Origin of the sequence: Maritalea myrionectae (assembly GCF_003433515.1) — a bacterium.
Taxonomy (GTDB): Bacteria; Pseudomonadota; Alphaproteobacteria; order Rhizobiales; family Devosiaceae; genus Maritalea; species Maritalea myrionectae.
Map to the genome: position 1 here is coordinate 682,520 of NZ_CP021330.1, position 12,315 is coordinate 694,834.

The 12,315-nt window shown below is 54.2% G+C and carries 13 protein-coding genes; 10 read left to right on the forward strand and 3 right to left on the reverse strand.

Going from position 1 to position 12,315, the window contains the following annotated elements; all coding sequences use genetic code 11:
• The first annotated feature begins 51 nt into the window (after nucleotides 1-51).
• Genes eda through modC form a run of 4 tightly spaced genes read left to right on the forward strand, consistent with a single transcriptional unit; the run spans nucleotide 52 to nucleotide 3,112 of the window.
• Nucleotides 52-690: a bifunctional 4-hydroxy-2-oxoglutarate aldolase/2-dehydro-3-deoxy-phosphogluconate aldolase gene (eda, locus tag MXMO3_RS03415; protein ID WP_027835062.1), complete on the forward strand. Its 639-nt coding sequence runs from the start codon at nucleotides 52-54 to the stop codon at nucleotides 688-690.
• Entirely contained in the window at nucleotides 691-1,401 is a 711-nt protein-coding gene (modA, locus tag MXMO3_RS03420) for a molybdate ABC transporter substrate-binding protein (protein ID WP_117394948.1), read from the forward strand.
• Nucleotides 1,402-1,404: 3 nt separating this feature from the next.
• A complete protein-coding gene (gene modB / locus MXMO3_RS03425; RefSeq protein WP_117394949.1) occupies nucleotides 1,405-2,103 on the forward strand; it encodes a molybdate ABC transporter permease subunit in 699 nt (232 codons plus the stop codon).
• Entirely contained in the window at nucleotides 2,096-3,112 is a 1,017-nt protein-coding gene (gene modC / locus MXMO3_RS03430; RefSeq protein ID WP_117394950.1) for a molybdenum ABC transporter ATP-binding protein, read from the forward strand. Before modB ends, modC begins: the two co-directional genes overlap by 8 nt.
• On the opposite strand, the gene MXMO3_RS03435 is transcribed toward modC, so the two are convergent.
• Nucleotides 3,113-3,739: a trimeric intracellular cation channel family protein gene (locus MXMO3_RS03435; RefSeq protein ID WP_117394951.1), complete on the reverse strand. Its 627-nt coding sequence runs from the start codon at nucleotides 3,737-3,739 to the stop codon at nucleotides 3,113-3,115.
• A 48-nt stretch (nucleotides 3,740-3,787) separates the two neighbouring features.
• Nucleotides 3,788-4,207, reverse strand: a complete 420-nt coding sequence (locus MXMO3_RS03440; protein WP_117394952.1) for a MarR family winged helix-turn-helix transcriptional regulator — start codon at nucleotides 4,205-4,207, stop codon at nucleotides 3,788-3,790.
• A gap of 220 nt (nucleotides 4,208-4,427) precedes the next feature.
• Between MXMO3_RS03440 and MXMO3_RS03445 the strand changes: the two genes are divergently transcribed.
• The 3 genes from MXMO3_RS03445 to MXMO3_RS03455 all read left to right on the forward strand — a co-directional run bounded on the left by MXMO3_RS03445 (nucleotide 4,428) and on the right by MXMO3_RS03455 (nucleotide 7,898).
• On the forward strand, nucleotides 4,428-6,041 hold the full coding sequence (locus MXMO3_RS03445) for a HoxN/HupN/NixA family nickel/cobalt transporter (RefSeq protein ID WP_162889117.1): 1,614 nt from the start codon (nucleotides 4,428-4,430) through the stop codon (nucleotides 6,039-6,041).
• A 22-nt stretch (nucleotides 6,042-6,063) separates the two neighbouring features.
• Nucleotides 6,064-6,852, forward strand: a complete 789-nt coding sequence (locus tag MXMO3_RS03450; protein WP_117394954.1) for a pyrroline-5-carboxylate reductase family protein — start codon at nucleotides 6,064-6,066, stop codon at nucleotides 6,850-6,852.
• 146 nt (nucleotides 6,853-6,998) lie between these two features.
• Nucleotides 6,999-7,898, forward strand: a complete 900-nt coding sequence (locus MXMO3_RS03455) for an NAD-dependent epimerase/dehydratase family protein (RefSeq protein WP_205468069.1) — start codon at nucleotides 6,999-7,001, stop codon at nucleotides 7,896-7,898.
• A gap of 59 nt (nucleotides 7,899-7,957) precedes the next feature.
• On the opposite strand, the gene MXMO3_RS03460 is transcribed toward MXMO3_RS03455, so the two are convergent.
• Nucleotides 7,958-8,248 (reverse strand): DUF1330 domain-containing protein, encoded by a 291-nt coding sequence (locus MXMO3_RS03460; RefSeq protein WP_117394956.1) that lies wholly within the window; start codon nucleotides 8,246-8,248, stop codon nucleotides 7,958-7,960.
• 77 nt (nucleotides 8,249-8,325) lie between these two features.
• On the opposite strand from MXMO3_RS03460, the gene MXMO3_RS03465 reads away from it, so the two are divergent.
• The 3 genes from MXMO3_RS03465 to hemH all read left to right on the forward strand — a co-directional run bounded on the left by MXMO3_RS03465 (nucleotide 8,326) and on the right by hemH (nucleotide 12,237).
• Nucleotides 8,326-9,246 carry a LysR family transcriptional regulator gene (locus tag MXMO3_RS03465; RefSeq protein ID WP_117394957.1) on the forward strand — a complete coding sequence of 307 codons (921 nt, stop codon included), beginning with the start codon at nucleotides 8,326-8,328 and terminating at the stop codon, nucleotides 9,244-9,246.
• Nucleotides 9,247-9,444: 198 nt separating this feature from the next.
• Nucleotides 9,445-11,037 (forward strand): bifunctional metallophosphatase/5'-nucleotidase, encoded by a 1,593-nt coding sequence (locus MXMO3_RS03470; RefSeq protein WP_117394958.1) that lies wholly within the window; start codon nucleotides 9,445-9,447, stop codon nucleotides 11,035-11,037.
• 174 nt (nucleotides 11,038-11,211) lie between these two features.
• Nucleotides 11,212-12,237, forward strand: a complete 1,026-nt coding sequence (gene hemH / locus MXMO3_RS03475; protein ID WP_117394959.1) for a ferrochelatase — start codon at nucleotides 11,212-11,214, stop codon at nucleotides 12,235-12,237.
• Nucleotides 12,238-12,315: the final 78 nt, after the last annotated feature.

Sequence of the window (12,315 nt, forward strand, 5' to 3'; positions counted from 1 at the left end):
CACGATTGTGGCTCCGTCCCTTGAAAACCAGCCCAATGAGGTCCCGATCATATGGCGCAAAATATTGCAAAACTCGATGAAATTATGGGCGCTGCCCCCGTTATCCCTGTCATTATTCTAGATGATGTGGATGCAGCGATTCCCTTGGCCAAGGCATTGGTGGCGGGCGGCTTGCCCGCGCTGGAAGTGACTTTGCGCACGCCAAACGCCCTAAAGGTGGTGGAGAAAATGGCCAGCGTTGACGGCGCCTATGTGGGCACCGGCACGGTGCGCACAAAAGCTGACATCGAGAAAAGCATAGAAGCAGGTGCACAATTTATGGTGTCGCCCGGTGCGCCGCCAAAATTGCTTGAGGACGCGCTTGAGTTTGATGTGCCGCTTTTGCCGGGCATCAGCACAGCAACCGAAGCGATGGCCGCGGCTGAACTGGGTTATCAGCGCTTAAAGCTGTTTCCAGCCGAGGCTGTAGGTGGTGCGAAGCTGTTGAAGAGCTTTGGATCGCCATTACCTGACTTGAAGTTTTGCCCCACAGGTGGGGTGAGCGTGCAGAATGCGCGGGACTATTTGTCATTGTCCAACGTGATCTGTGTCGGCGGCTCTTGGGTTGTGCCCAATGATGCGATTGCCAATGGCGATTTTGAGCATATCAAAAATCTGGCGGCAACAGCGGCCCGGTTGCGCGACGCCTAAATGAAACGCTTTTTGGCGGCATTTATGATGGTGATGCTGGGCTTGGGCGCGCTTTGTGCTCAAGCCAGCCCCAAAATATTTGTTGCGTCGAGCCTGATCGATTTTGCAGAACAGGTTGCAGCAGAAGCAGAGGTTGACGTGACAATTGTGGCGGGCGGCTCCTCTGTGCTGGCGCGCCAGATTGAGGCGGGGGCCCCGGCTGATCTTTTTATCTCTGCCAATCAGCAATGGGCTGATAATGTGGCGATGGATCAATTGCTGATGCCGCTATTTGCCAACGAACTGGTGTTGGTGAGCTACCAAAAGGACGTTGTTGCGATTGATGCTTTGCCGCAATTGCTGGGCAGGGAACGGCTGGCGATGGCCGACCCGAACCATGTGCCCGCCGGGATTTATGCCAAGGCGGCGCTTGAACATTTAGCGCTTTGGGCGGCTTTGTCGCCACATATTGCGGCGGCACAGAATGTGCGCGGCGCAGCGCGGTTTGTCCAAAGCGGCGCGGCAGCGTTTGGCGTGGTCTACGCGTCCGACGCAAAAGCGCTTGATCTTCATATTGCCTATCGTTTTTCGGCGGATACGCATCCGCCAATTCGCTATTGGGCGGTGAATTATGCACCAGACAATGCGGACATCGCGACGTTTTTGGCCTTTATCCAAAGCGATGAAGGCCATAGGCTTCTTGCTGAATTTGGGTTTCAACCAAGCGAGTAGGTCGTGGCAGAATTTCTCACCATTGTCGGATTGTCGCTCAAGGTGGCGTTGTTTGCGCTGATCTGGGCGCTGCCATTGGGCTTTGTGCTTGGCTATGTTTTGGCGACAAAACGGTTTTTTGGGCGGCGCTTGCTCTCCGTTGTGGTGATGATGCCCTTGGTGATGCCGCCGGTGGTGACCGGGCTGGTGCTGCTTTATGCATTTGGGCCAAATGGGGCTGTGGGGCAATTGCTGGCGCCGTTGGGCATCAGTTTTGCCTTTAACGCGGCTGGGGCAGCGTTGGCGGCCGGGTTGGTGGCACTGCCGCTGATTGTGCGGCCGATCCGGTTGAGTTTTGAGCATGTGCCCAAAGATCTGGATGAGGCGCTGGCCGTGGCCGGGCTGACGCCATGGCAACGGTTTATCACGCTTTATGCACCGAGTGCTTTGCCCGGTGTGGTGGCTGGCGGCGTGCTGGGATTTGCCAAAGCCCTTGGCGAGTTTGGCGCAACCATCACATTTGTTGCCAATATTCCGGGTGAAACCCAGACTCTTTCCTTGGCGATCCATTCCGCGTTGCAGGCCTTTGATCAAGGCCAATTGGTGCTTTGGCTTTGTCTTGTCTCGATCGGCATTTCGGGATTGGCAATTTGGGGCTCAGAATTTTTGCTGTCCTGGCTGGAGCGTCGGCTGACCGGGCGACGGGCGGTGCGCCATGTTTAAGATTGATGTGCAGTTTTCGCGCGGCGCGCGGCAATTTGACATGCGGCTGAACGCGGGTGCAGGCGTTACCGCGCTGGTTGGCCCGTCTGGAGCGGGCAAAACCTCATTATTGCGGGCATTGGCCGGGCTGGAGCCGAGCCACGGTACAATCGAATTGGCTGGCCGTGCATTGAGTGGTGGCAACAAAGCAGTGCCGCCGCATCGTCGGCATTTGGGTATGGTGTTTCAAGAACCGCGCTTGTTGGATCATCTGACGGTTGAAGAGAATATCCGACTAAAGCGCCAAGGTGATTTGGTGGCGTTGGCGGCGCGGTTGGGCATCAATGATTTGCTGGCGCGGCAACCGCATGATTTGTCGGGTGGGGAAAAACAACGGGTGATGTTGGCGCGGGCGTTGCATCAAAACCCGGATGCACTTTTGCTGGATGAGCCGCTGACGGCGCTGGACCCGGCCAAGCGTGAGGCGATGATCGCGTTTTTGCGCGATGTGTTTGCCGAGCTCGAAATCCCTGTGCTGTATGTGACCCATGCCATGGAAGAGGCAGCACGCTTGGCGGACAATATCGCGGTGATTGAAAAGGGCAAAATTGTCGCGCAGGGGCCGACGCAGGACATTTTGGCTTTGCGGTCTGATGCGCATTTGCTCAGCCGTGTTGCCGGCCATGTGGCCGCGCTGGATGATGATTATGGTTTGGCGCAGATCAATATTGGCGGGCAGATGCTGGAAGTGGCCAATCGCGGATTGGAGATTGGGCGGGCGGTGCAGCTCAATATCTGGGCGCGCGATGTGATGCTGGCCAAAACGCGGCTAGAGGGCATCAGCGCCCGCAATCAATTGACAGGCCGTATTCAGCAGATGGAGGCGATTGATCCTTCGACCACGGATATATTTGTCAAAGTGGGTGAGGCCAATATCCGGGCGCGGGTGATGGCGAAAACCGTGGCCGATTTAGGCTTGGCTCCCGGCGGCGATATTTTTGTAATCATCAAATCGGCATCGATTGAATAATCAATATTCGCGGCCTTCGCGTGGCTTGTAGCGGGGCAATTGCCAATGCCATATGATCGCGCCGCCGCGGGCGACGAGCCCCAGCGCGGTGCCCGCACTTGCGGCGTAAAGCGGGGGGATGCCCAAATAGGTCAGGCCCAAATAGGCAAAGGCGGCGACCAGGGCGGCCGTGGCGTAAATCTCTTCTTGTAAAATCAGCACATTTTCATCGCTAACCACATCGCGGATCATGCCGCCGAAGGTGGCGGTCATAACGCCCATGGCGCCGGCGACGAAGAAGCCCGCGCCGTTTTGGGTGGCAATGTGTGCGCCCATCACCCCATAGGCAGAGAGGCCGATCGCATCGAGCCACAAAAGCGCGATATAGCGACGCTGGATCAAGTGCGACGCGAAAAAGGCGATGGTGGCGATGGCAAAGCAGGTGATCAAATAGGTTTGATCAATGGTCCAAAATACGGTGCGCCCCAAAATAAGGTCGCGAAAGGTGCCGCCGCCGACGCCAGTGAGCGTGGCCAACAGTACAAAGCCGATTATATCCATTTGTTTGCGGGAGGCGACCAAGGCGCCGGTTGTGGCGAACACTGCCACGCCGATCAGATCAAGAATATAAAGTGGCGTCGACAGCATGGGCGTTCTCCAATTGGACATTGAGAGAACCAAACCTGATCAGTTTTGTCAAAACAGATTGCTGATTTTGCTCAGAAGTTTTTTCAGCTTCTTGGTTTTATGTGCGCTTAGATCTGCGGTCAGCTCTTTATCGAGGGCCTTCAGGTTTTTATGGATGTCTTGCAGCACATTAAGGGCGATGGCCGATAGAAATAGATGGATGGTGCCATCGGTTTCGTCGGCCTGGCTTTCGAGCATTTTGGCGCTGTCGAGGCGGCCGATAAGGGCATTGAATTGATGCGGGGGCATATCTAGTCCGATACGCATATCTTCAAGGGTCATGCGCGATTGGTCCGCCAACCAAAACAGAATAACGTCATCGCCAGTCTGCAAACCGTGCGTGCGCAAAGGCGCTAATGCTTCCTGGCGGGCAATGGCCCCCAGCTGCATAAATTGATAGCTCAATGTTTTTTCAAATTTTAGCGCCATTTTCCTTTTTTAGCCTATGTGTGGCAGTGTGGAAACAAGCCTTGCGCAATATCGTTAATAGGGAATGTCGAAAGAATTAATGGTTTCAAAACCTTAGCAGCTATCCGGCGCTGCAATTTGGCTCTTGGCCTAAAGCCGCAAATCACGGTATGTAATGTTATTACTGATTTTGGCCGCATTTGCCTGGCAAAAGCCAGCGCAGCTTATTGTTAGGGACTTCATGATTCAGTCAGTTCAATCTTTGTCGGCATATATGCGTGTTGTGATGGCCGCCGTTTGGCTTTTGGTGGCGGGCGCCAGCGCCAGTTTTGCCCATCCGCACATATTTGCCGACGCGCAAGTGGACGTGTTGTTCAATGAGCAGGGCGAGATTGCCGGGGTGCGGCAGCGCTGGAACTTTGATGCGCTTTATTCGGCCTGGGCTGTGCAGGGTTTGGACACTGATGGCGACGGCGAGGTCAGCCCTGAAGAACTGCAGCCGTTGGCCGACGACAATATGATCGGGCTGGCCGAGTATAGCTATTACACCTTTGCGGGTGAGGGGCGTGGCAATGCAGAAATTGCGCGCGGCCGCGATGCCCGCATGGTGTTTGATGGCACCAATCTGATCCTTTCATTCACGTTGGACTTTACGGTGCCGCAGCCTGTGCGGCAGGCGTTTGAAATTGAAGTGGGTGACCCCGAATATTATGTGGCCTTCACTTTTGCCGAGGAAGATGCGGCGGAGTTGGTTGGCGCGCCAGAAGGGTGCAGCCTTGAAGTGAACGGCCCGCGTCCGATTGATCCAAAGCTGGAAGAAGAATTGTTTGCATTGGGCCCTGACGTGTTGCAATTGCCCGAGCATTTGGCCGAAGCAGCGAAAAATCTGGCCAATGTGCTAGTGGTGCGCTGTGATGGCGAGGAAGCTGACGCGGCACCGGCGACATCAAATGTGGGTCGCCGCGGCGGTAGCCCATTTGTGGCGCCGCCACAAGAGCCGAATATGGGCGGCTCAACCACGGGCATTTTGGGCTGGATTAACACCCAGCAAAAAGCGTTTTACCAAGCTCTGACCGAAGCGCTGCAATTTTTAAAAGATGATTGGAACGGCTTTTGGGCGCTGGGCGGCCTGAGCTTTCTATATGGTGTTTTTCATGCGGCTGGGCCGGGCCATGGCAAGGTGGTGATCTCTTCTTATATGGTGGCCAGCGAACGCGAATTGCGGCAGGGCATTTTGATCAGCTTTGCGGCGGCGATGATGCAATCTGTGGTGGCGGTGACGTTTGTGCTGGTGGCAGCCGGATTGTTGCGGCTGACCAGTTTTGCTATGTCGGATGCGGCGCATTGGATGGCCGTTGGCTCCTATGCATTGGTGATGCTGTTGGGCATTTATTTGGTGTGGCGCAAGCTGGCCCCGCGCTTTGGCGGCAAAGGCCGTGCGCACCACCATCATCATCGCCATGATCACCCCGATCATGATGCGGAAAACTGTGATCATTGCAACCATGCGCCCGAGCCAAAGCAGTTTGCCGGGCGCGACTGGAAGGCACAAGTCGGCTTGGTGATGTCTGTTGGCTTGCGGCCCTGTTCCGGCGCGCTGGTGGTGCTGGCCTTTGCCTTGAGCCAAGATTTGCTGCCTGCGGGCATTGCGGCAACCTTTTTGATGGGGTTGGGCACGGCCATCACTGTTTCGGTGCTGGCCAGTCTTGCGGTTTACTTCAAGGACCTTGTGCGGGCGCAGGAGCAAAAGGGCGGCAAAATCTGGGGCGAAGTGCTGATTACTGCTGAGCTGGTGGGGGCCTTTACGGTGTTCGGGTTTGGCACCATTCTGCTGATGAGCGCCCTTTGGGGGTAGCATAATCTGGGAGGAGATAGATATGACCACGCGTATTGGCCTTGTTGGCGGTTCGGGTGCGCTGGGTGGCGCGCTATCGGAAGCGCTGTTGCAGCAAAAGCCGTTTGCCGATCTGGAATTATGGATCTCCAATCGAAGTGGTGCCGCGCCGGAACTTGCCTCTCATAAAAATGTGAATGTCACCAGCGACAATCAGCAATTGGTGGCGGCGTGCGACATTGTTATTCTGAGCGTACCCCCAGCGCAGTTTAAGGCGCTTGAGATTGAGGCCTCCGGTAAGTTGGTGATGTCGGTAATGGCCGGGATCACCATCGATGACATCGCAAAAGCGACGGGTGCCACTCGGATTGTGCGGGCCATGAGCAGCCCGGCGGCGGCCAAGGGGCTGGCCTACTCGCCCTGGGTGGCGAATGCGGAGGTAACACCGGAAGATCGGGCCGTGGTCTATAAAATCTTTAGCGCTGCGGGCAAAACAGATGAGCTGGATGACGAAGCGCATCTCGATCATTTCACGGCGATGACCGGGCCGGTGCCGGGCTTTGTGGCCTATTATGCGCAATGCATGGTGGATCATGCGGTGAAGCAGGGCATTGCGCCGGATATTGCGGACCGTGCGGTGCGGCAATTGTTTTTGGCCAGTGGCCGCATGTTGGCGGAAGAGGCAGCTACACCTGCCGAACAGGTGCAGGCCATGGTTGATTACGCCGGCACCACGGCTGCCGGGCTGACCAATATGATTGAATCTGATTTGTCGGAGGCGATCAGCGAGGGGCTGCTGGCGGCGGCAGAAAAAGCGAAAAAGATGAGTTAAGGGCTAACCGCCCGAGCGGTGAGCTCTTGGCGCACGAGGTTGTGCAATCGTTTACATTTGGCGGCAAATATGCATGATCCGGCGTGAGTATGTCGACTTGTTGCGGGGCAACATCTGTGCTGCGATGAAGTGACGAACAAAGGAGAATGGTTATGCGGATTTTATTTACAGGCGGTTCAGGCAAGGCGGGCAAGCATGCGGTGGCTTATTTGCTGGCGCAGGGGCATCGGGTGCTGAATGTGGATCGCGTGCCGCTCGACCTTGAGGGCGTGGATAATCGCATTGCTGACATTACCGATGCGGGACAGATGTTTGATATAATGGCGAGCTATGCGGGGTTCGACGAGTTGGAGCCCGGCACTGGCGTGCCAAAATTTGATGCGGTTGTGCATTTCGCAGCGATCCCACGGCTTTTGCTGACATCTGATAATGAGTGCTATCGGGTCAATACGTTGGGCACATATAATGTGATAGACGCGGCGGTGAAGTTTGGGGTTAAAAAGATCATTTTTGCCTCGTCAGAGACAACTTATGGCGTGTGCTTTGCCGATGGGGAACGCAAGCCGGACTATTTGCCTTTGGATGAAGAGCATCCCGTGGTGCCTGAAGATAGCTATGCCATGTCAAAAGTGGCCAACGAGGTCACCGCCCGCAGTTTTCAACGGCGTTCCGGGTTCGATATTTATGGGCTGCGGATCAATAATGTGATTGAACCGCATGAGTATAAGCAGAACTTCCCCGCCTATTTGGCCGACCCGGCCCTGCGGCGGCGCAACTTTTTTGCTTATATTGATGCGCGGGATCTGGGCCATATGGTCGATCAATGCCTGGCGACCGACGGGCTGGGTTATGAAATCTTCAATGTGTCCAATGACGATCATTCGGTTGGTGCCAGCACCAAAGAGTTGGTCGAGCGCTTTTATCAGGGCGTGCCCTGCGCTGAGATGGGCGAGCAGGAAACCTTCTATTCGAACGCGAAGGCGAAAAAATTGCTCGGCTATCAGCCAAAGCACAGCTGGCGCGACGAGCTGGGTGAGCAGGTTTAAGCCCCACTGGAATAATAAAAATGAAAAGGGCAGCTTTGGCGCTGCCCTTTTTTCACGCGCTAGCCGATGCTGGGCAATGAGAGGATTGTTGTATCGGCTGCTTCATTGCGTAATGCATGCACATCAGCCAATTCAGGGTCATCAAGCCATGCGGTGATATGATCTGCGGAAGGGAATTCCAGCACCACACCTTTTGTTTCCCCATGGGGGATTTGAAGGGCCAGGCTTTCCGGGCCGCCAGCAATGGCTTTGCCATCATGTTTTGCGACGGCGGGGCCGCCCACTTTCAGATAGGCCGCCAGTTTTTCCTGATCTTTGATCACCAAGGTGACCAATGCGTAATGAGCCATTTTATCTCTCCTTTTGGTTCCACCCCTGAAATAGCAGCGCTTGACTTTGTGCGGAATTGGCTATCTCAGTACAATCTATGTACGAAAATAGTAATCTGATCGCGGATTGGGATGTGTTGCGGTTGATGCTGGCCATCGACCGACATGGTGGCGTTGCGGGCGCGGCGCGGAATATGGGGGTGACCCATGCCACGATTTCGCGGCGTTTGGCGCGCGCGGAGGCCGATGCGCAAATCGCGTTCTTTGAACGCTTGCCAGCCGGGCTGAAACTGACGGCGGCGGGGCAAGTCATCTTAGACCATGCGCGGCGGGTGGAGCCCGAGCTTCATTCGCTTGAGCGACAATTGGTGGTGCACGAACAGGATTTGAGTGGCCCCATTCGATTGACCATTCCCCCGGCATTGATTGATCGGCCGCTTGCCGATAGCTTGGCTGCCTTCGCGGCAGAACATCCAAAAGTTTTGCTGGAATTTGTGGGCGATAACAGCCTGCTCAATCTGCATCAACGGGAAGCGGATTTGGCCATTCGGGTGACGCGTAGACCGCCGGAAACCCTGTGGGGTCGAAAGCTGACGGATCAAAATGCAGGTTTTTATGCCTCGGCGCGCTGGTTGGCAGAATCCGCCTTGGGGCAGGGTGACCTAAGCGGCGATGTGCCGATTATCTCCTTTAATTCTTGGCCCGCGCCGGTGCCGGAGAAATTGCGGGCGCATTGCCCGAATGTGCGCGTGGCCGCGCGGGCAGAGGATTTTATTGTTGCGTTGCAATTGGTGCGGGCGGGCTTGGGGATGACGCGGATACCGAAAGTGTTGGGCGATATTCAGCCAGACTTGCAATTTGTCGCGGCATTAGGCTGGGAAAGCTATATGCCGATTTGGATTTTGACTCATCCTGAATTGCGCAAGGCAAAGCGAATTGAAGCGTTGATGAAGCATTTGTCGCGGCATTTTACGCGTGAAAAGCATCGCTTTATTGTCACCACGAACACAGCGAACTAGAGGTGTATTTTTCCAACCGGTCAAATTCGGTTGCGGCTGTCATAAAACTATCCTAAACTTTTTCCCATCATGGGAGCGCGACATATTTCGCGCCTCATGGGAGGACCTCGTCGAAGACCAGTGCGGCTAATGTCAAAAAGCTGAAACAAAGACTGGCTTATAACCGGGGGCATCATAAACTTTGGAGGGTTTTATAAAATGAAAAAACAGGCTTTAGCGCTGACGCTAGGCATGGCAATTGCCAGCTTTGCAGCGCCCGCATTGGCGGACTTTTCGCTCAAGATTTTGCATATTAACGACGTGCACTCGCGCATCCAGCCGATCAACCGGTTTGATTCTAGCTGCGGTGCTGAAGACAATGCCGCTGGTGAATGTTTTGGTGGTATGGCACGTGTGGCAACCGCCATTGAAACCCGTCGCTCCGCCTTGGAAGGTGCTGGCTTCAATGTTTTGACTTTGGATGCAGGTGACCAATTCCAAGGTTCATTGTTTTACACAACATTTAAAGGCGCCTTGGCCGCCGAGCTGATGAACATGATCGGTTTTGACGCCATGGCCGTGGGCAACCACGAATTTGATGATGGGCCAGAAAAACTGGCAGAATTTGTCGATACCGTCGATTTTCCTGTCTTGTTTGCCAATACCAATTTGGCCAATGAACCGCTGCTGAAAGGCAAGGTCCCCTCCCATATCGTGAAAGAAATTGATGGCGAGAAAGTCGCGATCATCGGCGTGTTGGCAGAAGACACAGCGGAAACCTCTTCGCCAGGCGACAATGTGCCGTTTATTCAGGCGGAAGACATTATCAGAAAGCTGGTGACACAACTTGAAGCTGACGGCGTGAACAAAATTGTTCTCTTGTCTCACGTGGGCATCAACCGCGACATAGCGATTGCCGAAGCCGTGGATGGCATTGACGTGATTGTGGGTGGTCACTCGCACACATTGCTGGATGAATATCCAACAATGGCGCAAGCGCCAAATGGCAAAAATGTCCCGATTGTGCAGGCTTATGCCTATACCAAATATTTGGGTGAGTTGAGCGTGACTTGGGACGACAATGGCGACGTTATTGAAGCCGAAGGTGCGCCTTGGTTGCTGGACGCTCGTGTGCCGGAAGACAAGGAAATGGCCGCACTGATTGAGGAAAAGGCCGCACCACTTGAAGAAATCAAAGCACAAGTTGTGGGCAACAGCCTTGGCCTAATCAATGGCGACCGCAATGTTTGTCGTGCTGAAGTGTGTTCAATGGGCGTGTTGGTGGCAGAAGCCATGTTGGACCGCACAAAAGACCAAGGTGTTCAAATCGTGATTCAAAATGGCGGCGGTTTGCGCGCGTCTATTGATGAAGGCGAGATCACCATGGGTGAAGTGCTGACGGTGCTGCCATTCCAAAACACATTGGCGACCTTTGAGTTGAAAGGTGCTGACGTGATTGCGGCACTGGAAAACGGGTTGAGCCAAGTTGAAGATGTTGCAGGTCGTTTCCCACAAGTGGCTGGCATGAAATACACATGGGATCCAGAGGCTGAGCCGGGTTCTCGCGTTGTTTCAGTTGAAGTGATGCAGGACGATGGGTCTTATGCAGCACTTGATCCTGAAGCCACATATGGTGTTGCCACAAACAATTATATGCGTGCAGGTGGTGACGGTTATAGCGTTTTTGAAACGAATGGTATGAACGCTTATGACTATGGCCCAGGACTTGAAGTTGTTGTGGCTGACTACATCGCCAAATTGGGTGGCGATTATGAGCCAACAACGGATGATCGCATCTCCAAAGTTGAGTAAACGAGCATAAATTATGAGAAAGGGCGGCAATTGGCCGCCCTTTTTTTGTGAACCAGTTGCACCCAAATCGCGTTATGTGCTTATTGAACGTAGGGGATTGATCAGGCAGACAGACGCGCATTTTGATGCGCCGTGACGCTCTGCGATCCCATTCATCAGCACGCAAGGGGCATTATGGTTTCGCATCTTCCACCGGATCATCCAGAAGTTAAACCGAAAAAGATTGGCGTTTTGCTGCTCAATCTGGGGACGCCTGATGCCACAGATTATTGGTCCATGCGCCGTTATTTGAAGGAATTCCTGTCCGATCGTCGGGTGATTGAAATTCCGCGGGCCATCTGGTGGCCGATCCTCAATCTTATCGTTTTGACCACACGCCCGAAAAAATCCGGCGCGGCCTATGATAAAATCTGGGACATGGAAAATGATGACAGCCCGCTGCGTGTCATCGCGAAAGAACAGGTTGAAAAGCTGAGCAAGCGGCTTGAGGGCCATGATGATGTGGTGGTGGACTTTGGCATGCGCTATGGCAATCCTTCAACGCCTGAGGCGATTGATCGCTTGAAAGCGCAAGGGTGCGACAAGATTTTGCTGGTGCCGCTTTATCCGCAATATGCCGCCAGCACCACCGCGACGGCCAATGATAAAGCCTTTGATCATCTAAGGCAGATGCGTTGGCAACCGGCCGTGCGCACGGCGCCTGCCTATTTTGAAGACCCTGCCTATATTGACGCGATTGCAACGTCGATCACTGAGGGCCTCGAAAATCTCGACTTCAAGCCTGATTTGGTGATCACCTCTTATCATGGTGTGCCCAAAAGCTATTTGATGAAGGGCGACCCTTATCATTGCCAATGCTTTAAAACCACGCGCTTGGTGCGCGAAAAATTGGGATGGGCCGAAGATAAGATGATGGTGACCTTCCAATCGCGCTTTGGGCCGGAAGAATGGTTGCAGCCTTATACGGATAAAACGTTGGAAGAATTGCCGAGCCTGGGCGTGAAAAAAGTGGCGATATTGACGCCTGGTTTCTCGGTTGATTGCTTGGAAACACTGGAAGAAATCGCCATGGAAGGCGAAGAAGAGTTTATGGAAGCAGGGGGCGAAAAATACGCCTATATTCCATGCCTCAATGCCACAGAGCCCGGTATCGATGTGATTGAAAGTGTGGTGCGCCGCGAGTTGCAGGGCTGGGTTTAACCGCCCTCAATGCGCTGCGCATAAACTGCTTTCTTTCCCCTGCCAAACGTTTCATAATGATCGCAATCAATTAAAGAA